Annotated in this window: 21 protein-coding genes; 8 read left to right on the forward strand and 13 right to left on the reverse strand. The window is 70.3% G+C overall.

All coding sequences use genetic code 11. The features are described 5' to 3' along the window. Positions 1 to 59 precede the first annotated feature (59 nt). From gyrA to dnaA, 7 genes are all read right to left on the reverse strand, one after another. A complete protein-coding gene (gyrA, locus tag STBA_RS17515) occupies positions 60 to 2,633 on the reverse strand; it encodes a DNA gyrase subunit A (protein WP_077060145.1) in 2,574 nt (857 codons plus the stop codon). A gap of 58 nt (positions 2,634 to 2,691) precedes the next feature. Continuing rightward, on the reverse strand, positions 2,692 to 4,749 hold the full coding sequence (gene gyrB, locus STBA_RS17520; RefSeq protein ID WP_077060146.1) for a DNA topoisomerase (ATP-hydrolyzing) subunit B: 2,058 nt from the start codon (positions 4,747 to 4,749) through the stop codon (positions 2,692 to 2,694). A gap of 306 nt (positions 4,750 to 5,055) precedes the next feature. Beyond that, complete coding sequence (locus tag STBA_RS17525; RefSeq protein WP_077060147.1) at positions 5,056 to 5,613, reverse strand: DciA family protein; 558 nt, start codon at positions 5,611 to 5,613, stop codon at positions 5,056 to 5,058. Beyond that, positions 5,606 to 6,724: a DNA replication/repair protein RecF gene (gene recF, locus STBA_RS17530; RefSeq protein WP_077060148.1), complete on the reverse strand. Its 1,119-nt coding sequence runs from the start codon at positions 6,722 to 6,724 to the stop codon at positions 5,606 to 5,608. The genes STBA_RS17525 and recF overlap by 8 nt, the downstream gene beginning before the upstream one ends. 86 nt (positions 6,725 to 6,810) lie before the next feature. Next, positions 6,811 to 7,689: a phosphogluconate dehydrogenase (NAD(+)-dependent, decarboxylating) gene (gene gnd, locus STBA_RS17535; protein ID WP_077060149.1), complete on the reverse strand. Its 879-nt coding sequence runs from the start codon at positions 7,687 to 7,689 to the stop codon at positions 6,811 to 6,813. 113 nt (positions 7,690 to 7,802) lie between these two features. Beyond that, a complete protein-coding gene (gene dnaN, locus STBA_RS17540; protein ID WP_077060150.1) occupies positions 7,803 to 8,933 on the reverse strand; it encodes a DNA polymerase III subunit beta in 1,131 nt (376 codons plus the stop codon). A gap of 805 nt (positions 8,934 to 9,738) precedes the next feature. Beyond that, a complete protein-coding gene (dnaA, locus tag STBA_RS17545) occupies positions 9,739 to 11,421 on the reverse strand; it encodes a chromosomal replication initiator protein DnaA (RefSeq protein ID WP_077060151.1) in 1,683 nt (560 codons plus the stop codon). A 367-nt stretch (positions 11,422 to 11,788) separates the two neighbouring features. Here dnaA and rpmH point away from each other — a divergent pair, with 367 nt between their 5' ends. The 8 genes from rpmH (at position 11,789) to STBA_RS17585 (ending at position 17,594) form a co-directional block, all read left to right on the forward strand. Beyond that, positions 11,789 to 11,926: a 50S ribosomal protein L34 gene (rpmH, locus tag STBA_RS17550; RefSeq protein WP_016906158.1), complete on the forward strand. Its 138-nt coding sequence runs from the start codon at positions 11,789 to 11,791 to the stop codon at positions 11,924 to 11,926. Positions 11,927 to 11,947: 21 nt separating this feature from the next. Further along, positions 11,948 to 12,316 (forward strand): ribonuclease P protein component, encoded by a 369-nt coding sequence (gene rnpA / locus STBA_RS17555; protein WP_077060152.1) that lies wholly within the window; start codon positions 11,948 to 11,950, stop codon positions 12,314 to 12,316. Then, a complete protein-coding gene (yidD, locus tag STBA_RS17560) occupies positions 12,313 to 12,627 on the forward strand; it encodes a membrane protein insertion efficiency factor YidD (RefSeq protein WP_077060153.1) in 315 nt (104 codons plus the stop codon). The genes rnpA and yidD overlap by 4 nt, the downstream gene beginning before the upstream one ends. 12 nt (positions 12,628 to 12,639) lie before the next feature. Further along, a complete protein-coding gene (gene yidC, locus STBA_RS17565; protein ID WP_077063397.1) occupies positions 12,640 to 13,791 on the forward strand; it encodes a membrane protein insertase YidC in 1,152 nt (383 codons plus the stop codon). Positions 13,792 to 13,813: 22 nt separating this feature from the next. Next, positions 13,814 to 14,320, forward strand: a complete 507-nt coding sequence (locus STBA_RS17570; RefSeq protein WP_077060154.1) for a R3H domain-containing nucleic acid-binding protein — start codon at positions 13,814 to 13,816, stop codon at positions 14,318 to 14,320. Then, positions 14,317 to 15,060 carry a 16S rRNA (guanine(527)-N(7))-methyltransferase RsmG gene (gene rsmG / locus STBA_RS17575; protein ID WP_077060155.1) on the forward strand — a complete coding sequence of 248 codons (744 nt, stop codon included), beginning with the start codon at positions 14,317 to 14,319 and terminating at the stop codon, positions 15,058 to 15,060. The genes STBA_RS17570 and rsmG overlap by 4 nt, the downstream gene beginning before the upstream one ends. A 324-nt stretch (positions 15,061 to 15,384) precedes the next feature. Then, positions 15,385 to 16,458 (forward strand): ParA family protein, encoded by a 1,074-nt coding sequence (locus STBA_RS17580; RefSeq protein ID WP_077060156.1) that lies wholly within the window; start codon positions 15,385 to 15,387, stop codon positions 16,456 to 16,458. Further along, positions 16,455 to 17,594, forward strand: coding sequence for a ParB/RepB/Spo0J family partition protein (locus STBA_RS17585; protein ID WP_077060157.1), 1,140 nt, complete (start codon positions 16,455 to 16,457; stop codon positions 17,592 to 17,594). The genes STBA_RS17580 and STBA_RS17585 overlap by 4 nt, the downstream gene beginning before the upstream one ends. A 106-nt stretch (positions 17,595 to 17,700) precedes the next feature. Here the strand turns inward: STBA_RS17585 and trxA are convergent, their stop codons facing one another. From trxA to murJ, 6 genes are all read right to left on the reverse strand, one after another. Then, a complete protein-coding gene (trxA, locus tag STBA_RS17590; protein ID WP_077060158.1) occupies positions 17,701 to 18,030 on the reverse strand; it encodes a thioredoxin in 330 nt (109 codons plus the stop codon). Between the two features lie 57 nt (positions 18,031 to 18,087). After that, complete coding sequence (gene trxB / locus STBA_RS17595; RefSeq protein WP_077060159.1) at positions 18,088 to 19,056, reverse strand: thioredoxin-disulfide reductase; 969 nt, start codon at positions 19,054 to 19,056, stop codon at positions 18,088 to 18,090. A 102-nt stretch (positions 19,057 to 19,158) separates the two neighbouring features. Next, positions 19,159 to 19,980, reverse strand: coding sequence for a hypothetical protein (locus tag STBA_RS17600; protein WP_077060160.1), 822 nt, complete (start codon positions 19,978 to 19,980; stop codon positions 19,159 to 19,161). Then, on the reverse strand, positions 19,977 to 20,666 hold the full coding sequence (gene sigM / locus STBA_RS17605) for an RNA polymerase sigma factor SigM (RefSeq protein WP_253194801.1): 690 nt from the start codon (positions 20,664 to 20,666) through the stop codon (positions 19,977 to 19,979). Before sigM ends, STBA_RS17600 begins: the two co-directional genes overlap by 4 nt. Positions 20,667 to 20,695: 29 nt before the next feature. After that, positions 20,696 to 22,366, reverse strand: coding sequence for a protein kinase family protein (locus STBA_RS17610; protein ID WP_077060161.1), 1,671 nt, complete (start codon positions 22,364 to 22,366; stop codon positions 20,696 to 20,698). Positions 22,367 to 22,538: 172 nt separating this feature from the next. Beyond that, complete coding sequence (gene murJ, locus STBA_RS17615) at positions 22,539 to 25,139, reverse strand: murein biosynthesis integral membrane protein MurJ (protein WP_171987724.1); 2,601 nt, start codon at positions 25,137 to 25,139, stop codon at positions 22,539 to 22,541. Positions 25,140 to 25,187 lie beyond the last annotated feature (48 nt).

A 25,187-nucleotide genomic window follows, 5' to 3' on the forward strand; every position in this document is an offset into this window, starting at 1 on the left:
GGGGGCTGCTTGTCGTTCCCCGCGCCGTCCGCGGCAGAGCCCCTGGATTCGCTCACGCCTTACTCCTCATCGCCCGGGGCCGGGGCCGCCTCTCCGGACGACTCGGCCTCGACTTCCTCGGCCTCGCGGCCGGCCTCGGCGTTGCGGGCGATGCCGACGACGGCATCCCGCTTCCCCAAGTTGATCAACTGGACGCCCATGGTGTCACGGCCCGTCTCCCTGACCTCGTTGACCCGCGTGCGGATCACTCCACCGCCCAGCGTGATGGCCAGGATCTCGTCCGTGGCCTCCACCACAAGCGCGCCGACCAGGGAGCCGCGGTCCTCCACGATCTTCGCCGCCTTGATGCCGAGACCGCCGCGCCCCTGGATGCGGTACTCGTCGACCGGCGTCCGCTTGGCGTACCCGCCGTCCGTTGCGGTAAACACGAACGTCCCGGCCCGGACCACGTTCATCGACAGCAGCTCGTCGCCCTCGCGGAAGCTCATGCCCTTGACGCCCGAGGTGGCCCGGCCCATCGGCCGCAGCGCGTCGTCGGTCGCCGTGAACCGGATGGACTGCGCCTTCTTGCTGATCAGCAGCAGCTCGTCGGCACCCGAGACCAGCTCCGCGCCGATCAGCTCGTCGTCGCGGCCGTCCGCCATCTCGCGCAGGTTGATCGCGATGACGCCGCCGGAACGCGGCGAGTCGTAGTCCTTCAGCGGGGTCTTCTTCACCAGGCCCGACTTCGTGGCCAGCACCAGGTACGGGACGGCCTCGTAATCCCTGATGGCCAGGATCTCGGCGATCTGCTCGTCCGGCTGGAAGGCCAGCAGGTTGGCCACGTGCTGCCCGCGGGCGTCGCGCCCGGCGTCGGGCAGCTCGTACGCCTTCGCCCGGTAGACCCGTCCCTTGTTGGTGAAGAACAGCAGCCAGTGGTGCGTGGTGGAGACGAAGAAGTGGTCGACGATGTCGTCCTCGCGCAGCTTCGTGCCCCGCACGCCCTTGCCGCCGCGCTTCTGCGCCCGGTAGTCGTCCGTCTTCGTCCGCTTGACGTAGCCGCCCCGGGTGATGGTGACGACGATGTCCTCCTCGGCGATCAGGTCCTCGATGGACATGTCGCCCTCGAACGGGATCAGCGCGGTCCGCCGGTCGTTCGCGAACTTGTCGACGATCGCCGCCAGCTCCTCGGAGATGATGCCGCGCTGGCGCTCCGGGGAGGCGAGGATCGCGTTGTACTCGTCGATCTTGGCCTGGAGGTCGTCGTGCTCCGCGGTGATCTTCTGCCGCTCCAGGGCGGCCAGCCGCCGCAGCTGCATCTCCAGGATCGCGTTGGCCTGGATCTCGTCGATCGACAGCAGCCGGATCAGGCCCTCGCGCGCCACGTCGACGGTGGCGCTGCGCCGGATCAGGGCGATGACCTCGTCGATGGCGTCGAGGGCGGCGAGCAGGCCGCGCAGGATGTGCGCCCGCTCCTCCGCCTTCCGCAGCCGGTAGCGGGTGCGGCGCACGATGACATCGATCTGGTGCGCCACCCAGTTGCGGATGAACGCGTCGAGCGACAGGGTGCGCGGCACGCCGTCGACCAGCGCCAGCATGTTGGCGCCGAAGTTCGTCTGGAGGTCGGTGTGCTTGTACAGGTTGTTCAGCACGACCTTGGCGACGGCGTCCCGCTTCAGCACGATGACCAGGCGCTGCCCGGTCCGCGAGGACGTCTCGTCCCGGACGTCGGCGATACCGCTGACGCGCCCGTCCTTGACCAGCTCGGCGATCTTCAGCGCGAGGTTGTCCGGGTTGACCTGGTAGGGCAGCTCGGTGACCACCAGGCACTGGCGGCCCTGGATCTCCTCGACCTCCACCACGGCGCGCATCGTGATCGAGCCGCGGCCGGTGCGGTACGCCTCCTCGATACCGCTGCGCCCGACGATGAGCGCACCGGTCGGGAAGTCCGGGCCCTTGATCCGTTCGACCAGCGCGTCGAGCAGCTCGTCGGGCGAGGCCTCGGGGTGCTCCAGGCACCACTGGGCGCCGGCCGCGACCTCCCGCAGGTTGTGCGGCGGGATGTTGGTGGCCATGCCGACGGCGATGCCGGCCGAGCCGTTGATCAGCAGGTTGGGGAAGCGGGCGGGCAGGACGGTCGGCTCCTGGTTCCGCCCGTCGTAGTTGTCCTGGAAGTCGACGGTCTCCTCGTCGATGTCCCGCAGCATCTCCATGGCGAGCGGCGCCATGCGGCACTCGGTGTACCGCATGGCCGCGGCCGGGTCGTTGCCCGGCGAGCCGAAGTTGCCGTTGGAGTCCACCAGCGGCATGCGCATCGTCCAGGGCTGTGCCAGCCGCACCAGCGCGTCGTAGATCGAGGTGTCGCCGTGCGGGTGGTACGTCCCCATCACGTCGCCGACGACGCGGGCGCACTTGTAGTAGCCGCGCTCGGGGCGGTACCCGCCGTCGTACATCGCGTACAGCACGCGGCGGTGCACGGGCTTGAGCCCGTCCCGCACGTCCGGCAGCGCGCGCGAGACGATGACGCTCATCGCGTAGTCGAGGTAGGAGCGCTGCATCTCCGTTTCGAGCGTGACCGGCTCGATGCGCAGCGCACCGGCCGAGTTGAGCTCGGGCTCCTCGCCGGCGGGGGGAGTGGGGTTGTCGTCGGCCATGACGTACGTCCGAATCCTTTCGAGCTGCTGGTGGGGGTGACCGGTGGCGTCCGGCCGTTCAGATGTCCAGGAAACGGACGTCCTTGGCGTTGCGCTGGATGAACGACCGGCGGGCCTCCACGTCCTCGCCCATGAGGATCGAGAAGAGGTCGTCGGCCGCCGCCGCGTCGTCCAGCGTGACCAGGCGCAGCACGCGGTGCGCGCGGTCCATGGTGGTCACCCGCAGCTCCTCGGCGTTCATCTCGCCGAGGCCCTTGAAGCGCTGGATCGAGTCCTCCCTGATGCGCTTGCCGCGCTCGCGGCCGAGCTGGATCAGGCTGTTGCGCTCGCGGTCGGAGTAGGCGTACTCGAACTCGTCGCGGCCCCACTTGATCTTGTAGAGCGGCGGCTGCGAGAGGTACACGTGGCCGGACTCGACCAGCGGGCGCATGAAGCGGAACAGCAGCGTGAGCAGCAGGGTGTTGATGTGCTGGCCGTCGACGTCGGCGTCCGCCATGAGGATGATCTTGTGGTAGCGGAGCCGGGAAATGTCGAAGTCCTCGTGGATGCCCGTGCCGAAGGCCGAGATCAGCGCCTGGACCTCGGTGTTCTGAAGCACCTTGTCGATCCTGGCCTTCTCCACGTTCAGGATCTTGCCGCGGATGGGGAGGATCGCCTGGTACTGCGGGTCGCGGCCGGACTTGGCGCTGCCGCCCGCCGAGTCACCCTCCACGATGAAGATCTCGCACTGCGCCGCGTCATTGGACTGGCAGTCGCTGAGCTTGCCCGGCAGCGAGGCCGTCTCCAGCAGACCCTTGCGGCGCGTGAGGTCGCGCGCCTTGCGGGCGGCGACCCGGGCGGTGGCCGCCTGGATGCTCTTGCGGATGATGTCGGCGGCCTCGGTCGGATTGCGGTCGAGCCAGTCGGAGAGGTGCTCGTACACGATCCGCTGCACGAAGGTCTTCGCCTCCGTGTTGCCCAGCTTCGTCTTCGTCTGGCCCTCGAACTGCGGCTCACCGAGCTTCACGGAGATGATCGCGGTCAGCCCCTCGCGGATGTCCTCGCCCGCGAGGTTGTCGTCCTTCTCGCGCAGCAGCTTCTTCTCCCTGGCGTACTTGTTGACCAGCTGGGTCATCGCCGCCCTGAAGCCCTCTTCGTGCGTGCCGCCCTCGTGGGTGTGAATCGTGTTCGCGAAGCTGTACACGCCCTCGCTGTACTGGTTGTTCCACTGCATCGCGATCTCGACGGAGATCTTGCGCTCGGTGTCCTCCGACTCGATCTCGATGACCGAGGGGTGCACCGGCTCGCCCTTGCGGGAGTTGAGGTGGCGCACGAAGTCCGCGATGCCGCCCTCGTAGTGGTAGGTCACGGAACGCGGCTGGTCGTCGCCGTCCGAGGCCGCCGTGTCCGCGCCCGAGGTCTGCTTCGCCGCCGCCCGCTCGTCCGTGAGCGAGATCGTCAGCCCGCGGTTGAGGAACGCCATCTCCTGGAAACGGCGCGACAGCGTCTCGAACGAGTAGACCGTCGTCTCGAAGATGTCGCCGTCCGCCCAGAAGGTGACCGTCGTGCCCGTCTCGGCAGTCGCCTCGTTCCGCTGGAGCGGCGCCGTGGGCACCCCGAGCTTGTAGTCCTGCGTCCAGCGGTAGCCGTCCGTGCGGACCTCCACCGCCACCTTCTGCGACAGCGCGTTCACCACGGAGACGCCCACCCCGTGCAGGCCGCCCGACACCGCGTACCCGCCGCCGCCGAACTTGCCGCCGGCGTGCAGCACCGTCAGCACCACCTCGACGGCCGGCTTGCCCTCGGACTGCACCATGCCCACCGGGATACCGCGCCCGTTGTCCACGACCCGGACTCCGCCGTCGGCCAGCAGCGTCACGGCGATCGTGTCCGCGTGCCCGGCCAGGGCCTCGTCCACAGAGTTGTCCACGACCTCGGTCACGAGGTGATGCAGACCACGCTCGCCGGTCGACCCGATGTACATGCCCGGCCGCTTGCGTACCGCGTCCAGCCCCTCCAGCACCGTGATCGCACTGGCGTCGTAGGAGGGAAGCCCGTCTGCGGACGCGGCCGAGCTGGGAGTGTTGTTGTTGGCATCGCCGGAATCGGCCACGAAGCGCCCTTTCTGGCACAGCACGAGCCAACTCCGGCACAAGGGAGCGGCTGTGTCGTTCGACATGGTCCGCAACGGGGGCGGGTCACTCCAGTCTACCGGTAGCGCCAACCGTAATGACGGTTTGCCGGGCCCTGAGTCCGCATGTGCCGCCCTGAACTGCCATCCGATGACTCCCCATATGCGACCTGGGCCCCTGATCCGCTCACAACGGCGCTCAGCGCTTCGGCCTGTCAACCTCTGGGAACGTGACCGGCATCACTCCCGCACCCCGCGGCACTCCCGTCCGCCCGCCGCTCCGGACCCTCAGGGACGCCCTCGGCGGCCCGCTCAGCCGTAGGTGTCGCCCGGCCCACGGCTGCCCGGCGCCCGCAGCCGCCCCGCCCGCCGCACCGGCGCCGCGGGCCCCAGCACCTTCAGCGACGTCACCGTGCCCCGGCCCAGATCCCCGTTCAGCCGGCGCAGCAACTGCGGGGCCAGCAGCCGCAGCTGCGTCGCCCACGCCGTCGAATCGCACCGCACGGTCAGCACGCGCGACTCCTCGTCGTACCCTTCGGGACCGCAGTGCTGCGCCACCTCGGGGCCGACCAACTCCGGCCACCGCCCCAGCACGCCCCCCACGGCCAGCGGCATCTCCCAGCCGCGCTCCACCGTCAGCCGCTCCACCGCGGCGCCCAGGGGCAACGGGTCGCGCCCGCCGGGACGCGCCCCGGAGCGCAGCCCACCGCGCCGCGCCTGCCTGCGCTGCTGCACCATCGCCCCGCGCTCGCGCGCCTGCTCCCGCGCCGCGCGCAGCGCCACCCGCGCCAGGTCCACGCCGGACGGCTCCGGCTGCCTCCCGCCGGACTCCCGCGCCGCGGAACCCTCCGCGCCCGCACCCTCACTCACGGTCCACGCTCCCGCCCGCCACCGAGAACCTGGCGCCCATCAGCGCCATGGGAACGTCCTGCGGTACGGCCGCCGTCACCAGCACCTGCTCGCCCGGCGCCACCAGCTCGGCCAGCCGCTCCCGCCGCTGTGCGTCCAGCTCGGCGAAGACGTCGTCCAGCACCAGCACCGGCTCGGGCCCCTCGGCCTTCAGCAGCTCGTACGACGCAAGCCGCAGCGCGAGCGCCAACGACCACGACTCGCCATGGCTCGCGTACCCCTTCGCGGGCAACTCCCCGAGCCGCAGCACCAGATCGTCGCGGTGCGGGCCGACAAGCGTCACCCCGCGCTCGATCTCCTGCGCACGCGCCTCCCCGAGCGCCCCCAGCAGCAGCCCGTACAACTCCTCGCGCGGCACCGCGCCCTCCGCCACCCCGCGGTAGTCGAGACCCACCGGGCCGCCGCCGGGCGCCACTTGGTCGTACGCCTTGTCCGCCAACGGCCGCAGCGCCTCCACCAGCGAAAGCCGCTGCGCCAGCAACTCGGCCCCCGACCGCGCCACATGCTGATCCCACACGTCGAGCGTCGACAGGTCGACGCCGCGGCCGCCGTGCCGGCGCGCCATCGCGGCCGACTTCAGCAGGGCGTTTCGCTGCTTCAGCACGCGCTCGTAGTCCGCCCGCACCCCCGCGAGCCGCGGCACCCGCGCCGTGATCAGCTCGTCGAGGAACCGCCTGCGCTCCCCCGGGTCGCCCTTCACCAAGTGCAGGTCCTCGGGCGCGAACAGCACCGTCCGCACCACCCCGAGCACGTCCCTCGGACGCACCTGCGCCGAACGGTTGAGCCGCGCGCGGTTGGCCCGGCCCGGATTCACCTCGATCTCGACCAGCTGCTGCCGGCCGCCCTCCGTCACCGCGGCCCGCACCACGGCGCGGTCCGCGCCCATCCGCACCAGCGGCGCGTCGGAGGAGACCCGGTGGCTGCCCAGCGTCGCGAGGTAGCCGACGGCCTCCACGAGATTGGTCTTGCCCTGCCCGTTCGGCCCGATGAACGTGGAGACGCCGGGCCCGAGCGCGACCTCGGCCCGTGCATAGGACCGGAAATCGGCGAGCGACAGATGCGTGACGTGCACCTAGGGCCAACCTCCCGGATACCGCGCCCGACCGGCGCCTGTCTGCTTCCCGGCGCCGCGCGGCGCCGCCCCGCACAACCCGGCGGCTACTTGGGGCTCTCGACGGCGTGCCCGCCGAACTGCTTTCGGAGCGCGGCCACCATCTTCATCTGCGGCGAGTCGTCCTGCCGCGAGGAGAACCGCGCGAACAGCGAGGCCGTGATCGTCGGCAGCGGCACCGCGTGGTCGATCGCCGCCTCCACCGTCCAGCGCCCCTCGCCCGAATCGGCCGCGTACCCGCGCAGCTGGTCCAGGTGCTCGTCGTCGTCCAGCGCCCGCACCGCCAGGTCCAGCAGCCAGGAGCGGATCACCGTGCCCTCCTGCCAGGAGCGGAACACCTCCCGCACGTCGGTCACCGTGTCGGCCGACTCCAGCAGCTCCCAGCCCTCGGCGAACGCCTGCATCATCGCGTACTCGATGCCGTTGTGGACCATCTTCGCGAAGTGCCCGGCCCCGACCTTCCCCGCGTGCACGGCACCGGCGTCCGCCGCCGGCTTCAGCGCGTCGAAGACCGGCTGCACCTTGGCCACGTGCTCGGCCGCACCGCCGTACATCAGCGCGTAGCCGTTCTCCAGGCCCCACACGCCCCCGGAGACCCCGCAGTCCACGAAGCCGATGCCCCGGGCGGCCAGCTCCTCGGCGTGCTTGGCGTCGTCCGTCCAACGGGAGTTGCCCCCGTCGACCACCACGTCCCCCTCGGACAGCAGCGCGGACAGCTCGTCGATCACCGACTGGGTGACCGCCCCCGCCGGCACCATCAGCCAGACGACGCGCGGCGCCGCCAGGGCGTCCACCATGTCCCGCAGGCTGTGGACATCGGCGGACGGGGTGTCCGGCGCGTACCCGACCACGGTGTGACCGGCCCGGCGGATGCGCTCGCGCATATTCCCGCCCATCTTGCCGAGGCCGACGAGACCGAGCTGCATGGGGGACTCCTTCATAGCGATATGGCCTGAAGCCGAGCCTACGCCCGCGCCCCCGTGCACACCTGTGGGGTCCCGCCGCTCAACAGAGCTGGTCAACGCCCTGGACGACCGCCTCAGCCGCTCAGCCGCACCGGCATGATCAGGTACTTGTAGGACTCGTCCGCCTCCGCGTCGACCGCGGGCCGGCCGCTCAGCAGGGCCGGCTTCGTCGACGTCGTGAACGACAGCTGCGCCACCGGGGAGTCGATCGCGCTCAGGCCCTCGAGCAGGAAGCCGGGGTTGAACGCGATGGAGATGTCGTCGCCCTCCAGCTGGGCGTCCACGCGCTCCACAGCCTGTGCGTCGTCACTGGACCCCGCCTCCAGGATCAGCACGCCCTGCTCGAAGCTCAGCCGCACCGGCGTGTTGCGCTCGGCGACCAGCGCCACGCGCTTGACCGCCTCGACGAACGGCGCCGTCTCGATGACGGCCACCGAGTTGAACTCCGTGGGGAACAGCGTCCGGTACTTCGGCAGGTCGCCCTCGAGCAGCCGGGTCGTGGTCCGCCGCCCGGCGCCCTCGAAGCCGATCAGGCCCTCGCCCGCGCCCGCCCCCGACAGCGCCAGGGAGACCGTGTCCCCGCCGCTGAGCGACTTGGCGGTGTCGAGCAGCGTCTTGGCCGGGACGAGCGCCACGGCGGAGATGTCGGGCGTCTCCGGCTTCCAGAGGAACTCGCGCACCGCGAACCGGTACCGGTCAGTGGAGGCCAGGGTCACCGAGTCGCCCTCGATCTCGATGCGCACGCCCGTCAGCACCGGCAGCGTGTCGTCGCGGCCCGCGGCGATGGCCACCTGGGAGACCGCGGCGGCGAAGACCTCTGCGGAGATCGCGCCGGTCGCGCTCGGCATCTGCGGCAGCGCCGGGTACTCCTCCACCGGCAGGGTGTGGAGGGTGAACCGGGAGGAGCCGCAGACCACGGTCACCCGCACTCCGTCGGACGAGATCTCCACCGGCCGGTTCGGCAGGGCGCGGCAGATGTCGGCGAGCAGCCGACCGGAGACCAGGACCGTGCCGCCCTCCTCGACGTCCACCTCGACCGAGACGCGGGCCGAGACCTCGTAGTCGAAGCCGGAGAGGCTGAGCGCCCCCTCCTCGGCCTTCAGCAGCAGGCCCGCGAGAACGGGCACCGACGGTCGGGCCGGCAGGCTGCGGGCGGCCCAGGCCACCGCCTCCGCGAGCACATCGCGTTCCACCCGGATCTTCACTTCAGCCGCCTCCTGCTGTCGCTGGCTGCTCGCCTGATGGCTTCTTACGGGCCACCAGTCTGACGCACGGCACTGACAGTAGGGGCTTCCGCGAGTCAAATCGATGTGAGGCGGGTAGGACGTCGCCGGCCGAGTTGTGCACAGGGCCCACTTCGAATCGAGTCCAGCGGCTTATATCCGTAGTCGTAGTAGTAGGGCTTGTGGAAACCGTGGAAAACCTCGTTTGCCCAGGTCACCGCCCAGATTTTGTGCACAGGCCCTGTGGGTGGACCGGTGGATGAACGGGGGGTCCCTGTGGACGCCGCCGCGTTGTGCACAGGCCATCCCCAGGAGACCCGTACTTCTCAACAGGTCCGTCCCCAGAATCCGGGCCGTTCTCAACAGGCTCCTGCGGCGCCCACTGTGACCTGTTTCACTCGTCCCGGTGAGAGCGCGCGTTGTGTTGCCGAACAGTGGACAACCCTGTGGACCGACTGTGTACAACTGCCCTTTGCCTGTGGGCGGGCGGTGGACAACGCTCCGGCCCGCCGCCGAGCCCTCGGCTCCGTCCACAGCTGTGGATCACGGCCCTCCACACTTCCACAAGCACCTGACCTGGGCGTCTACCGATTTTCTCGGCTCCCTGTGGACGAGGTTCTGGACGACACGCCCTTCCCACAGGGTGTGGACGGAAAAAATCCGGCAGATCTGTGGAGAACGGGGGGTGTCCCGGCAGTAATCGAACAGCGCCCCCGAGGTGTCCTCGGGGGCGCTGGGGAACGAACGGGCGGCGAGCGGGTGGTGAGCGGGGCGCGCGGCGGGCGGATCAGCCGTTCTTGATGCGGTTGGTGAGCTCGGTGACCTGGTTGTAGATGGACCGCCGCTCGGCCATCAGGGCGCGGATCTTCCGGTCCGCGTGCATGACGGTGGTGTGGTCGCGCCCGCCGAAGTGCTGGCCGATCTTGGGCAGCGACAGGTCGGTCAGCTCCCGGCACAGGTACATGGCGATCTGCCGGGCGGTGACCAGGATGCGGCTGCGCGAGGAGCCCGCCAGATCGTCGACGGTCAGGCCGAAGTAGTCGGCGACGGCCGAGGTGATCGCGTCCGCGGTGATCTCCGGGGCGGCCTCCTCACCGCCGGGGATCAGGTCCTTCAGCACGATCTCGGTGAGTCCCAGGTCCACCGGCTGCCGGTTGAGGCTGGCGAAGGCCGTGACGCGGATCAGCGCGCCCTCCAGCTCCCGGATGTTGCGGGAGATCCGCGAGGCGATGAACTCCAGCACCTCGGGCGGCGCGTTCAGCTGCTCCTGCACGGCCTTCTTGCGCAGGATCGCGATGCGGGTCTCCAGCTCCGGCGGCTGGACGTCGGTGATCAGCCCCCACTCGAAGCGGTTCCGCAGGCGGTCCTCCAGGGTGATCAGCTGCTTCGGCGGCCGGTCGGAGGAGAGCACGATCTGCTTGTTCGCGTTGTGCAGCGTGTTGAAGGTGTGAAAAAACTCCTCCTGCGTCGACTCCTTGCTCGCCAGGAACTGCACGTCGTCGACGAGGAGGATGTCCATATCGCGGTAGCGCTTGCGGAAGGCGTCCGCCTTGCCGTCGCGGATGGAGTTGATGAACTCGTTCGTGAACTCCTCGGAGCTGACGTACCGCACCCGCGTGCCCGGGTACAGGCTCCGGGCGTAGTGGCCGATCGCGTGCAGCAGATGCGTCTTGCCCAGTCCGGACTCGCCGTAGATGAACAGCGGGTTGTACGCCTTGGCCGGGGCCTCGGCCACCGCGACGGCCGCGGCGTGGGCGAAGCGGTTGGACGCACCGATGACGAACGTGTCGAAGAGGTACTTCGGGTTCAGCCGGGCGGTCGGCTCCGGCGGGCCGCCGGAGTTCGCGGGCGTGGCCTGCTGCGGCACGGGTGCGGGCCCGGGCGCCGCGTACCGTTGCTGATCCTCGTACCGCTGATCTTCGTAGCGCTGCTCGTCATACCGCTGGTCCTCGTAGGACTGCTCGTCGTAGCGCTGCTCGTACGGTTCCGGGCGTCCGTACCCGGGGTAGTCGCTGCGCTGCCCCCAGCTCACCGGCCGCGGCACGGGCCGGGGGGCCATCGGGTGGCCTGGGTAGGCGGCGCGCGCGGTGGGCGGCCCGTGATAGCCGTCCCCGCCGTACGGGCCGCGCCGTTCCCCGGCCACCGGCCCGCTCGGCCCGCTCTGCTCGGCCGGCTGCCGTGGCTGCGGCAGCGTCTCGGGCGGCGGCGCGGTGACGGTGATCGCCAGGCGGATGGGCTGGCCGCACTCCCGGCTGAGCGTCTCGCTGATCAGCGGGGCGAGCCGGCCCTCGAGCACGCTCTTGGCGTACTCGTTCGATACGCCGAGCAGGGCCGTGCCGGAGACCAGGGCCAGCGGCTGGCAGTCCTGGAGCCACCGGTGGTCCTTGTTCTCCAGGCGCTGGCCGTCCGCGAGCATCGACGTCAGAGCGCGTGGCCAGACCACGGAAAGGTCTGTAGGTAGGTCAGCCACGAGGCACGCTCTCTCACTCGCAGGGGTGGTGCTGGCTTCGACAGCCGCCCCCGTGTGTGACGGCGGATGCGGTCGGGAAAGGATTCCGAGTTCAGCAACGGTAGTCAGCGCGGCGTATGCGCATCAAGTCATTGTCCACAGGGTGTGTACAAGGGTGCGCCGTCCGGGTTTGACCGGCGGGACGCCTCGCGCGTACCGTTGCGAGGTCGAGTCGTCGACGGATGCTGCCGCCTGCCTCCGATGGGTTTGTGAGGCGGCTGACTCGGGCGTTGCGATCCTCGTGGGCGCACGGTGACAGCTGTCGGCGGTCCACACCCTGTCCCGGCAAGCCCGTGCCGGAACACCGAAGAATTTCTGGAGCCCCCGAGTGAGCAAGCGCACTTTCCAGCCGAACAACCGGCGCCGGGCGAAGACCCACGGCTTCCGGCTGCGGATGCGGACGCGTGCCGGCCGCGCCATCGTCGCCAACCGCCGCAGCAAGGGCCGCGCCCGCCTGTCGGCCTGAGCGGCTGACCAGGTCCATGCGGTGCTGCCTGTCGAAAACCGGCTGAGGCGGCGCGAGGACTTCGCGACCGCGATGCGCCGAGGGCGCAGGGCCGGACGCCCGCACCTCGTTGTCCATCTGAGCGGCGGTACGGACCCGCACCCGGTGGGAGAGCATGCTTCTCCGCCGCGTGCGGGTTTCGTCGTGAGCAAAGCCGTGGGGAACGCGGTCGTCCGCAACCGCGTGCTGCGGCGGCTGCGCCATCTCATACGGGACCGGGTGACCGCGCTGCCCGCCGGTAGCCTGGTGGTGGTACGGGCCCTGCCTGGTGCGGGGGATGCTGCCTTCGATCAGCTGGCCCGGGACCTTGACGCCGCGCTGGAGCGGCTGCTGGGAGGGGTACGGCCATGAAGTACCCGCTGCTGCTGCTGATCAAGCTGTACCAGTGGACCATCAGTCCGCTGCTCGGCCCTGTCTGCCGTTACTACCCGTCGTGTTCCCACTACGGGTACGGCGCAATCGACCGGCACGGTGCCGTCAAGGGGACGGCCCTGACCGCGTGGCGCATCCTGCGGTGCAACCCCTGGTCCCGCGGTGGAGTCGATCATGTTCCTCCCCGCAAGCGCCCGGTGTGGCATCAGCGGCTGCTCGGCCGCCTGCGGCCCCGGAGCCTGTCCCACGCCTCACCCGGGGGTGCCCCCAACAATGCCCAAGGAGCCTGACCCGTGGACACGATCAACTCGATCCTGAGTCCCCTTTACTGGGTAGTCACCCAAATCATCGCCCTGTTCCATCGGGGATACAGCCTCGTCTTCCACGAGGACAGCGGATGGGCGTGGGGCCTGTCGATCGTGTCCCTGGTGGTCATCATCCGGATCGCGCTGATCCCGCTGTTCGTCCGCCAGATCAAGGCAACGCGCAATATGCAGGCGCTCCAGCCGCGGATGAAGAAGATCCAGGAGCGCTACAAGAACGACCGGCAGCGTCAGTCCGAAGAGATGATGAAGCTGTACCGGGAGACGGGGACGAACCCGCTGTCCAGCTGTCTGCCGATCCTGGCGCAGTCACCGTTCTTCATCGCGCTCTTCCAGGTGCTGAACCACATCGCGAACGACGAAAAGGTCGGCGTACTGAGCGCCGAGCAGGTCGACAGCGCACGGCAGGCGACGATCTTCGGGGCACCGATCGCGGCCCGCTTCCTGGACGGTGCGGAGAAGCTTGCCGAGTTCGAGGCCTCGCAGGGCACGGTGCGGGTCGTCACCGTCATCATGATCATCCTGATGTCGGCGTCGCAGTTCTACACCCAGCGCCAGCTGATGACGAAGAACGTCGACCTCACGGTCAAGACGCCGTTCATGAACCAGCAGAAGATGCTCATGTACATCTTCCCGATCATGTTCGCCGTCTTCGGCATCAACTTCCCGGTCGGCGTCCTGGTCTACTGGCTGACCACCAACGTCTGGACCATGGGCCAGCAGATGTACGTCATCACGCGCAACCCCACCCCCGGCAGCCTCGCCTTCAAGCAGCGCCAGGAGCGGCTGCGGAAGAAGGGCAAGCTTCAGGAGGAGCCGGCCGAGACCGAGGCGAAGAAGGCCGGCGAGGCCGCCCGCATGAACCGGTCCCAGCCCAAGCGCCAGTCGAAGTCGCAGCGGCAGGCGGGCGGCACCCAGCCCAAGAAGCAGGCCCAGTCCGCCCCGCAGCTGGACAAGCAGTCGGAGCCGGACCAGCAGCAGTCCGAGCCGGATGAGGGGCCGAAGAAGCAGGCCGACTCGGGACGGCAGCCGAAGAAGCAGTCCCGTTCGGGCCAGCAGAAGGGCGGTCGGCAGCAGCCGAAGAAGTCCCAGTCCGGCAAGCCGAAGCCTTCGGCCAAGAGCAAGAAGTAGAGCGCGAGAAGGAGTCCCACCCGTGACGGACACGACCTCAACCACAGCCGAGGACACCGACGTCCTCACCCGCCTGGAACAGGAGGGTGAAATCGCGGCCGACTACCTTGAGGGGCTTCTCGACATCGCGGACCTCGACGGCGACATCGACATGGACGTCGAGGGGGACCGCGCCGCGGTGTCGATCGTTGCCGAGGGTTCCTCGCGCGATCTCCAGAAGCTCGTCGGCCGCGACGGTGAGGTGCTGGAGGCTTTGCAGGAGCTGACCCGCCTGGCCGTGCACCGCGAGACGGGCGAGCGCAGCAGGCTGATGCTGGACATCGCCGGACACCGGGCGCGCAAGCGGGAGAAGCTCACCGAGCTCGGCAGTCAGACCGCGCAGCAGGTGAAGGAGACGGGCGAGCCGGTCAAGCTCAAGCCCATGTCGCCCTTCGAGCGCAAGGTCGTGCACGACGCCGTGGCCGCGGCGGGGCTGCGCAGCGAGTCGGAGGGCGAGGAGCCGCAGCGCCGCGTGGTCGTTCTGCCGTGAGGCAGGACGACGCTCCCGAGGAGGCGGCGGAGGTGCCCGAGCCGCCCCGGGAGGCGCATGCCGTTTTCGGAGACCGGCTGCCGGACGCCGTCCGGTACGCCGGTCTCCTGGCCGATGTGGGGGTGGGCCGGGGGCTTATCGGCCCACGCGAGGTGCCGCGCCTGTGGGGGCGGCACCTGCTGAACTGTGCGGTGCTCTCCGAGGTGGTCCCGGAGCAGGTGACCGTGTGCGATGTCGGCTCGGGTGCCGGACTGCCCGGTATTCCCCTGGCCCTGGTGCGGCCCGATCTCCGCATCACCCTGCTGGAGCCGCTGCTGCGCAGGACCAACTTCCTGAACGAGGTCGTGGAGCTGCTCGGCCTGGAGGACCAGGTGACCGTGGTGCGTGGCCGGGCCGAGGAAGTGATGAACAGCTTCACCCCGGTCCATGTCGTGACGGCCCGTGCCGTCGCCCCGCTCGACCGGCTGGCCGGCTGGGGCGTGCCGCTGCTGCGGCCGTACGGGGAGATGCTGGCCATCAAGGGGGACACCGCGGAGCAGGAGCTGAAGGGCGCGCGGGCGGCACTGGCGAAGCTCGGCGTCGTGCGCAGTTCCGTGCTGCACGTGGGTGCCGGGCTGGTGGACCCGCTGTCCACGGTGGTCCGGGTCGAGGTCGGGGAGAGCCCCGGGGGTGTGCGCTTCGCCGCCAAGCGGGCCAGGGCCGCGCGTCGCGGCGCACGAACCGGCCGCCGCGCGCCGTGACCTCCGGTCTCCGGACCACTCCCGCCTGATGATCCGGCGAGCTGCTTTGCTCGCCGGATCGCTCCTTTTCACCCGAAGCGACGCCAAAAGAGCCGAATATATCCACGACGCGGAGTGTCTGGCGCGGTGTCGTGCCGTCCGGTGGGCATCGTGTTTCACGTGAAACGCCGCTCGCTGCTCCAAGGAATCATCAGTCGAGGACGCGCAGCCGCCGAGCCACGCGACCGTCGCCCCCGAAGTACACCCAAAAGTGTGTCGCCGGTATCCACAGATGGGCCGTTGTCCACAAGTAGGCCCTCCTCGCTGGTTCGTAACCCCCAGGACATGGCAGGCTTTGAACCCACGAAGGCTGCACGTGTCGAGGAGAGTGAACCATTGCGGTCCGACGCCAATATTGCTGGGCCGACGGCCGATCCGGTGCCCGGCCCTCGGTCCGAGCCCACGGACGCTCCGGGAGGCGCGGTCGACCTCGCTCCCGCGACGCCGCCGCCCGCCGGGGAGTTGCCAAGCCGGGCCGCCCAGCAGGCCGTTGCGGCCATGTACCGCTCCGGCGGCAGCCTCCCCCGGCCTGCGCAGACCCGCATCATGGTCGTTGCCAATCAGAAGGGCGGCGTCGGCAAGACCACCACCACGGTGAACCTCGCCGCATCGCTGGCCCTGCACGGCGCCCGCGTGCTGGTCATCGACCTGGACCCGCAGGGGAACGCGTCCACGGCGCTGGGAATCGATCATCATGCGGAGGTTCCCTCCATCTACGACGTGCTCATCGATAGCAGGCCACTCTCGGACGTCGTCCAGCCGGTCCGGGACGTCGAGGGACTGTTCTGCGCCCCCGCGACGATCGACCTGGCGGGCGCCGAGATCGAGCTGGTCTCGGTGGTGGCCAGGGAGAGCAGGTTGCAGCGGGCCATCAGCGCCTACGAACAGCCGCTGGACTACGTGTTCATCGACTGCCCGCCCTCGCTGGGGCTGCTCACGGTCAACGCGTTGGTCGCCGGCGCCGAGGTGGTCATTCCGATCCAGTGCGAGTACTACGCGCTGGAGGGTCTCGGCCAGCTCCTGCGGAACGTTGAGCTGGTGCGTGGCCACCTGAACCCGCGGCTGCACGTCTCGACGATTCTGCTGACGATGTACGACGGCCGGACCCGCCTGGCCTCTCAGGTCGCGGACGAGGTCCGCAGCCACTTCGGGGCCGAGGTGCTGCGGACGAACATCCCACGGTCGGTCCGGATTTCGGAGGCTCCGAGCTACGGGCAGACTGTCTTGACGTATGACCCGGGTTCCAGTGGATCGCTGTCGTATCTCGAAGCGGCCCGGGAGATTGCGCTGCGCGGCACATCCGCTCAGCAAGGAGTGCCGCAGCAGGACCAGCACAACCCGGTGAAGGGAGCGCAGTGAGCGAACGACGGAGAGGGCTTGGGCGGGGGCTTGGCGCGCTGATTCCGCCCGCGCCCAAGAGCTCCGACCAGCGGGACGCGGGGCCGGAGGCCTCGGCGTCCACCTCGCCGGCCGCGGTGCCGGTGCTGACGGCGGACCGCGGGGTGGTGATCCCCACCGGGCCGCTGTCCGAGGTGGACGAGGAGCTGGACGCCGTTTCACGTGAAACGGCAACGGTCGCTCCGGCGGAGGAGCCGGAGCCCGTGCGGGAGGCCGAGGCCGCCGAAGTGGCGGGCGCGCATTTCGCCGAGCTGCCCCTGGACGCCATTACGCCCAACCCCCGGCAACCGCGCGAGGTGTTCGACGAGGACGCCCTCGTCGAGCTGATCACCTCGATCAAGGAAGTGGGCCTGCTTCAGCCCGTTGTCGTCCGGCAGTTGAGCCCGGAGCGCTACGAGCTGATCATGGGCGAGCGCCGCTGGCGCGCCTGCCGGAAGGCCGGCCTGGACACGATCCCGGCCATTGTGCGGGCCACCGACGACGATCAGATGCTCCTCGATGCCCTGCTGGAGAACCTCCACCGGGCTCAGTTGAATCCGTTGGAGGAAGCGGCGGCCTACGACCAGCTGCTGCGCGACTTCAAGTGCACGCATGACGAGTTGGCGGACCGGATCGGCAGGTCTCGCCCTCAGGTATCGAACACACTGCGGTTGCTGCGGCTCTCCCCCGCCGTGCAGCGGCGGGTGGCGGCGGGTGTCCTGTCCGCCGGGCACGCGCGGGCGCTGCTCTCCGTGGAGGACCCGGAGGAGCAGGGGCGGCTGGCGCACCGGATCGTGGCTGAAGGGCTGTCGGTGCGGGCCGTGGAGGAGATCGTCACCCTCCAGGGGGCCGGGTCGAAGGCGAGCAGCAGCCGTGGCCGGGGGCCGCGGGCCGGGAAGCGGATCTCTCCGGCGCTGGATCACCTGGCTGGCCGGCTGTCGGATCGCTTCGAGACGCGGGTAAAGGTGGACCTGGGGCAGAAGAAGGGAAAGATCGTCGTCGAGTTCGCGTCGATAGAGGATCTGGAGCGCATCCTCGGCCAGCTGGCGCCGGGTGAGGGGCCCGTGCTGGAGCAGCAGCGGGATGAGCAAGAGCCGGACGAAGAGGAAGCCGGCTGACGCCCGAGGGGCGCCGCGTAGTCCGGACAGGCGGAGGGCCCGGGCCGTTTCACGTGAAACGGCCCGGGCCCTCCGCCTGTGCCCGGTGGTCTGTCCGGAGCGGTGTTCAGCCGATGAAGTCGCTGAGGTCGCGCTCGATGGCAGCCTTGGGCTTGGCGCCGACGATGGTCTTCACGACATCGCCGCCCTGGTAGACGTTCATGGTCGGGATGGAGAGGATGCCGTACTTCGCCGCGGTCGTCGGGTTCTCATCGATGTTGAGCTTGACGACGGTGAGCTTGTCGGCGTGCTCGGCGGCGATGGCCTCCAGAGTCGGGGCGATCTGGCGGCACGGGGGGCACCATTCGGCCCAGAAGTCGACCAGTACCGGCTTGTCGCTCCGCAGGACTACTTCCTCGAAGTCGGCGTCAGTGGCGGTCACGGTGGCACCGGCCATGATGCTTCTCCTTCACTTTCCTTGGGGTTGGGTGGCGTTGGCTCGTAGGGCCGACGGTCAGACCGTCACGTCGGAGGTGACGGATGCGGCATCGGCCAGGGCGGCGAGATACCGCTCAGCGTCCAGGGCCGCGGAACAGCCCGTGCCCGCCGCGGTGATCGCCTGCCGGTAGGTGTGGTCGACGACGTCACCGGCGGCGAAGACGCCCGGCACGTTGGTGCGCGTCGTCGGGGCGTCGACCTGGAGGTAGCCCTCCGCGTCGAGGTCGAGCTGCCCCTTGAACAGCTCCACGCGCGGGTCGTGGCCGATCGCGACGAAAAGTCCGGTGACGGCCAGCGGCGTGGACTCGCCGCTTTTGGTGTTGCGCAGGGTCAGGCCGGAGAGCTTGCCGTCGGTGTCGTGGATTTCGGCGACCTCGCTGTCCCATACGAACTTGATCTTGGGATCGGCGAAGGCGCGCTCCTGCATGGCCTTGGACGCGCGGAGCGTGTCCCGGCGGTGGACGATGCTGACCGTGCGGGCGAAGCGGCTGAGGAAGGTGGCCTCCTCCATGGCCGTGTCGCCGCCGCCGATCACCGCGATGTCCTGCTCGCGGAAGAAGAAGCCGTCGCACGTCGCGCAGTAGGAGACACCGCGGCCCGACAGGGCGTCCTCCGTCGGCAGGCCGAGCTTGCGGTGCTGGGAGCCGGTGGCCACGATGACGGCCCTGGCCTGGTGCACCGTGCCGCTGGTGTCCGTGACGGTCTTGATCTCGCCGGTCAGATCCGCGGAGACGATGTCGTCCGGCACCAGCTCGGCGCCGAAGCGCTCCGCCTGGGCGCGCATGCCGTCCATCAGATCGGGGCCCATGATGCCGTCTTTGAACCCAGGAAAGTTCTCGACCTCGGTGGTGTTCATGAGGGCACCGCCCGCCGTGACCGCTCCTTCGAAGACGAGCGGGTTGAGCGAGGCGCGTGCTGTGTAGAGCGCAGCGGTATAGCCCGCAGGTCCTGAGCCAATGATGATCACGTTGCGGACGTCGCTCACGGGTTTCTTCCTTGTCTCGGGTGTCTCGCCCAGGGCCCCGGCGGGGCCCACAGTCCAATAACGGCTCTTAGGGTCCCAGACATTCCCGGCGCGGCGGTACCGTCATTCGCGAGGATAGCTCTCTCGGACGAGGATCTCTCCGGAAGCCGATGGTGAGGCGGAGGCGCAGGTGGCGGTGACGACGTAGGCGTCGACCTGCTCCGGGTCGGCCGGGTGCGGGAGTACGACGAGATAGGCGTCGACGCCCGCGTAGTCCTCTTCCTCTGCGGCGAGCGGCGCCTCCGGGCGGCCGATGGCCGCCTCGACGCACGCAGGGAGGGCGGCCATCGTTTCCGGCTCGGAGCTGGGCCGATCGGGTGCGGACGGGTCGGACTCCTCGTTCCCCTCGGCGAGCAGCGGGTCGTTGCTCTCTGCCGTGGCCAGCAGCTCGCGCACCTGGTTCTCCAGGGGCTCGCCCTCGGTGCTCTCGTTGAACTGCTCGGCGCTGTCGGCGGCCGACTCGGCGCCGCCGCCGGCGTCGTCGCTCGTGCCGCCCCCCGGATCGATGGACGAGAGGAGCGTGCCGCCGAACCCGAGGAAGAGGAGCGCGCCGACCGCGGCCAGCCCCAGACGCATGTGCCGGTGGCGGCGGTCGCGCCGGGCCAGCCGCTGAGGCGCTGTTTCACGTGAAACAGGAACGGCCGGGGCGGCGGTTCGGGACTCCGCGGCGATGGCGGCATCGATGCGGGCCGCGATGTCGTCGGGCATCGGCCCGGGGTCCGGCAGCTCGTGCAGTGCCTGACGCAGAGCCGCCAGGTCGGCCTGCACCGCGACACAGGCGGGACAGCGGGCGAGGTGGTCGCGCAGCCGGGCCGTTTCGCCGGGCGGCAGCAGATCTTCGTCGAGCGCGGCAAGGTCCGCGGGCTCTGGATGGACGTCGTTCACGGGTGCGTGCCTCCTCCCCGCACGGCTCCGGTATCTCCCGTATCTCTTGGTGGTGGGACGGATGTACCGGGTGCCCGGTTCCTTGTCGGCTCGTCCCCCGATGCCCGGGGGTGGAGATGGCGCAGCAGGGGGAGCAGCCGGGCACGGGCGCGGGCGCAGCGGCTTTTGACGGTGCCGACGGGGGTCTGGAGGATCTCGGCCGCCTCGGCGACCGGGTAGCCCTGGAGATCGACGAGAACGAGGGCCGCGCGCTGCTCGGCAGGGAGCTGGGCGAGGGCGGTGTGCAGCTGGCGGCGGAGGTCCTGCCGCTCGGCGGGTACTTCGGCGGACTCGTGCGGGTCCAGGAGCGTTTCCAGTTTCTCCGGCTCGGGCATGGGGGCGGTCCGTCGGCTCTTGGCCTTGCGAATCCGGTCGAGGCAGGCATTGACGGTGATGCGGTGGAGCCAGGTGGTGACGGCGGCCTGCCCGCGGAAGGTATGCGCGCCGCGGTAGGCGGAGACAAAGGCGTCCTGGAGTGCGTCGGCGGCCTCCTCACGGTCGCCGAGCGTCCGGAGGGCCACGGCCCACAGCCGGTCCCGGTGCCGCCGCACGATCTCGGCGAAGGCGTCCGGGCTGCCGTCGACATGCTGGGCCAGGAGCTCCTGATCGGAGGGAAGGGCAGGCTCGCGTGGCAGGTCATTGCCCACGGCGGAACCTCCCCTGTCCCCTGGCCCGGCTATCGAGTGACGGTGATGTCGGTGATGCGGCCACGGTAGTTGCCATCATTGCCCTGCGGCAGTTCGGTGAGCCAGACGAGAACGAACTGTGTCTCGATCGGCTCCTCCGCCTGGAGTGTCAGCGACTCCCCGGTGCTCTCGTCGATCGGGGCGAAGTCGTCGAGGCCGGACGGCATGGACGTGGTCTCGGCGGACGCGGCGCGGAACTCGACGCTGGTGGACCCCAGCGCCTCGACGGTGATGCCGGACACCGGCTGCGGCTCCCCGAGGTCGAGAATGAGACCGAGGCCGTCCTTGAGATTGCCGAACGAGGGACCGTAGTAGTTCTTCGTGCTCCACGCCGTGGCGGGGTCGTCGTCGATGGCCTGGGGCGCGTCCTCCGGGTTCTGCCCGCTGCCGGTGCCCTCCGGATCGAATTCCGAGATGCTCTGGACCGGGACGGGACCGGCCGCCGGCGGGTCCTCCGCCTGCGCAGGCGGGGCCGCGGGGGGCGCGGGCTCGCCGGGGGGATCGCCCTTGAGGAGGGCATCGGCGAGCTGCCAGCTGCCGAGCCCGAGCGCGGCGATCAGGAGCGCGGACACGCCCCACTTCAGCGCGGTGCCGGTGCGACCCGGCAGGGCCGGGGGCGCGGGCGGTGTGGGAGCGGGCCGTGCGGGGGTGGCCGGGGGCTTCCGGCCCGCGGCAAGGGTCCCGCGCTGGAAGGTCGTGTGCTGGTAGCCGGTGATCCCGTTGGGAGTCGGGTCGGGCGGGGGAATGCGGGGCAGCGCGGCAAGCGCCTCGCTCAGCTCCTGCGGTGTCGTGAACGGCGGCTCCTGGCTGGCCGCGGTGGCCCCGTTGTTGTCGAGCGCGCGCATCGCCAGCTCGGACAGGCCACGGTGGATACCGGCCCGCACCTGCTCCGGGGTGGCCGGCGAGTCCCGTGCGCCCTTGCTGAGGCCTGCCACGCCGTTCAGCCCGTACGCACCCTCGCCATAGGGCCAGCGCTGGGTGAGCGCGGCGTACAGGAGGGCACCGATGGCCTCCGTGTCGGCCCGCTGCGGGTCCGGGGAGGAGATGCCGCGCAGGGCCGCGTCTACCGCGAGACCGCGGATGCGGAACTGGCCGGAGCCGGTGCGCAGTACGGTCGCCGGGGTGAGGCGGAGGTGGGCGAGGTCCTTACGGTGGGCGGCGGACAGTGCCTGGGAGATCTGCGTGGCCAGGGCGTATACCTCGTGGGCGTCCAGCGGGCCGCTGTGCAGCACGGTACTCAGCGGCACCGCGTCGGGCAGCCACTCGTGGATGACGTGGACGAGCCCGTTCTCCTCAACGGCGTCGAGGACCTGCACGAAGCGAAGGTCGCCCAGCAGCGCCGTGGAACGGGCCGCGGACAGCACCGCGCGGGCCCGTTCGTGCGTGGCGGGCAGCAGGTGGATGCCCACCGCGCGGCGCAGCTTCTCGTCAACGGCGCGCCAGCTGCTGAAGCCGTCCAGTCGGGTGATGCACTCCTCAAGGCGGTAGCGCTTGGCGAGTCTGTGACCGCTGTGCAGCTCGGGCGGTGAGGAGGGTGTTGTGGTGGCCCCGGACGCCTCTTCCGCGGCCGACGAGGCCGCTTCCTGGCTGTCCTGGTCCGTGGCGTGCTGGGCGCTCGCTGGACGCTGCGACGAGCTCGTTGCCGTGCTCCGTTCCGCCACCGTCGTTCCCGCCTCCCCGTTCTCGGCTGTCGGATGCTTGACACTGCCAGACTCATTGTGCCGGTAGTCCGTCACCCTGCACGACATGTGAGTACGGGCCGAGGTTGTACGGCATGTGGCGGTCGGGTGTCGGCAGTGGGCTTGTCCTGCGGCGATCAGTCCTTGAGGGCGCTCAGCGGCCCAACCGGGCGCGCACCATGCCGACGAGCGCGGTCAGTTCCTGGACGCGCATGCGGCGGGCGGCGACGTAGAACACGCCGAGCAGCACCAGCCCGCCCACCGACAGGGCGGCCAGGGAGCCCAGCATCGTCTCGCCCAGGGCCCGCAGGACCGCGAAGCCGGCGGCGCCGCCGAGCAGGGCCGCCGGGACGCTCGCACCCGCCAGGCGGATGTACGTGCGCACGACGCGGGCGCCGTCCAGGTCGGCCGCCATGCGGCTGCGCAGTCGGCGCCAGGCGATGCGCACGCCGAGGCTGTACGCGATGCCGTAGCTGAAGGCCACCCCGGCCACGACCCACCGGTCGGGCAGGACGAAGAAGCAGATCCCGGACAGCACGATCCAGCAGGCCGAGACGGCGACGGTGTTGTAGAACGGCGTGCGGGTGTCCTCGTAGGCGTAGAACGCGCGGAGCACGACGTACTGGGCCGAGTAGGGGATCAGGCCGAGACCGAAGGCCATGAGGATGTAGCCGAACGACCGGGCCCCGTCGGCGGTGCCGAACAGCAGCATGCACATCGGGACGCCGAGCGCGACGAACGCGAACGCGATCGGCACGATCGCCACGGCCGATGTCCGCAGCCCCTGGGAGAGGTCGTCGCGGACGGCCGCGGTGTCGCCGTCGGCGGCGGAGCGGGAAAGCCTCGGCAGCAGGGCCGCCATGAGGGACACGGTGATGATGGCCTGCGGCATCTGCCAGATCAGCAGGGCGCTGCTGTAGGCGATGATGCCGGTGCCCGGGTGCCCGGCCTCGGCCGCGTTCTCACCGGCGCGGGTGGCGATCTGCGTGACGACGATCAGGCCCGCGTGGTTGGCGAGGACGAACAGCACGGTCCACTTGGCCATGGCGGCGGCCTTGCCGAGGCCCTTGCCGCGCCAGTCGAAGCGCAGCCGCATGCGGAAGCCGGCCGCCCGCAGGTAGGGGATCAGGGCCAGGGCCTGGACCACCAGGCCGAGGAGGGTGCCGATGCCGAGCAGGCGGACGCCCTCGGGCGTGATGGTGGTGACGCTGACGCCCGAGGTGCGCTGGGTGCCGTAGACCCACAGGAACATGCCGAAGGTGAAGATCACGACGATGTTGTTGAGGACCGGGGTCCACATCATCGGTCCGAAGCTGCCGCGCGCGTTGAGGATCTGTCCGAGGACGACGTGCACGCCCATGAAGAAGATCGTGGGCAGGAAGTAGCGGGTGAAGGTGACCGTGACCTCGTTGGCGGCCGGGTCGTCCGCGAAGGAGGCGGACATCGTCCGCACCAGCAGTGGGGCGGCCAGCACGGCCACGATGAGGAGTGCGCCGAGGAGGACCATCACCAGGGTCAGCAGCCGGTTGGCGAACGCCTCGCCGCCGTCCTGGTCGTTCTTCATGGCCCGGACCAGCTGCGGCACGAACACGGAGTTCAGCCCGCCACCGATGATCAGGATGTAGATCATGTTCGGCAGGTTCCAGGCGACGGTGTAGGTGTCGCCGAGCACCGCGGAGCCGAGGGCGGCCACGAGGACCAGCTGGCGCACGAAACCGGTGGCCCGGGAGACCAGCGTGCCTGCGGCCATGATGGCGCTGGACCGCAGGAACCCGCCGGCCCGGCCGGACTTCTTCGGCGTGGGCACCGGCTCCGGGGCGGGCTCCTGCTGCCGCGGCTCGGGCGGCCGCCGCTCCGGTGGCTGCCCGCCGGGCGGCATGTGCCGGGCCGGGCCGGTCTGCTGGTCGCGGAACAGGTGGGCGAACGCGTCGTCCACCGGCGGCTGTTCCCCGCCCCTGCGGTACGGTCCTGGCGCCTCGCCCGCCTTGTTCATCAGCCCGTCGATACCCGTGAACTGGGTGGTGGCGGCATCGTCCCCGTGCGGGAAGTGGCGGGAGACGGCGTCGGGCTCTGGCGCGGGCGTGGGCGCCCAGCGCTGCGGGTCCGGCGCGTAGGGCGCGGGCTGCGGCTGGTGGTAGAGGGCCGACGGGTCGGGGACGCTGCCCGGCGGGGGCGGCGGGTGCGCGGCCCGGTCGTACAGCGCGTCCCCGACCGGGTCCTGCGCCAGCGGGTCCCGGCCAGCGTACGGGTCGTGGTGGTAGCTGTCCGCGAGGTACGGGTCGTAGGGGCGCTGCTGCTGCGCCGGGTCGTACCCCTGCGCGGCATACCCCTGCGCGGCATAGCCCTGCGGGTCATAGCCCTGCGGATCGTAGACGGGCGGCTGGTACCCGGGTGGGCCGTAGCCGCGCGGGTCGTACGGGCCCGGTCCGTAGCCCTGCGGTGGCCCGTAGGCGTGCGGATCGTACATGGGCGGCTGGGGCGGCGTGGGCCCGTACCCGGCCGGGTCGTAGCCCGCCGGGTCGTGCGCGGCCGGATCGTAGCCGGGAGGTTGCTGATAGTTCGGGGGCTCGTAGGGCGGCTGATAGGGATGCTGCCCCTGGTGCCCCTGGTGCCCCTGATGGGGGTGATGACCGTGGTGGCCTTGATGACCGTGGTGCCCCTGGTGGTCCGGGTGCCCCTGCTGGTCCCCCTGCCAGCCGGACGGGTCGCCGCCACCCGGCGCCTGGCCGCGTTCACGGTCGTATGGCGCATGCATCGCTACCCCACCTTTGGTTCACGGGCCGGTGCGGACGTCCCGGCCGGC

It is taken from the genome of Streptomyces sp. MP131-18, assembly GCF_001984575.1.
Taxonomy (GTDB): domain Bacteria; phylum Actinomycetota; class Actinomycetes; order Streptomycetales; family Streptomycetaceae; genus Streptomyces; species Streptomyces johnsoniae.

Bases quoted from the DNA above. Each gene is read 5' to 3' on its own strand.
- gyrA (WP_077060145.1), bottom strand. From the start codon at position 2,633: ATGGCCGACGACAACCCCACTCCCCCCGCCGGCGAGGAGCCCGAGCTC.
- gnd (WP_077060149.1), bottom strand. From the start codon at position 7,689: ATGCAGCTCGGTCTCGTCGGCCTCGGCAAGATGGGCGGGAATATGCGC.
- yidD (WP_077060153.1), top strand. From the start codon at position 12,313: ATGAAGTACCCGCTGCTGCTGCTGATCAAGCTGTACCAGTGGACCATC.
- STBA_RS17580 (WP_077060156.1), top strand. From the start codon at position 15,385: ATGGCAGGCTTTGAACCCACGAAGGCTGCACGTGTCGAGGAGAGTGAA.
- trxA (WP_077060158.1), bottom strand. From the start codon at position 18,030: ATGGCCGGTGCCACCGTGACCGCCACTGACGCCGACTTCGAGGAAGTA.
- murJ (WP_171987724.1), bottom strand. From the start codon at position 25,139: ATGCATGCGCCATACGACCGTGAACGCGGCCAGGCGCCGGGTGGCGGC.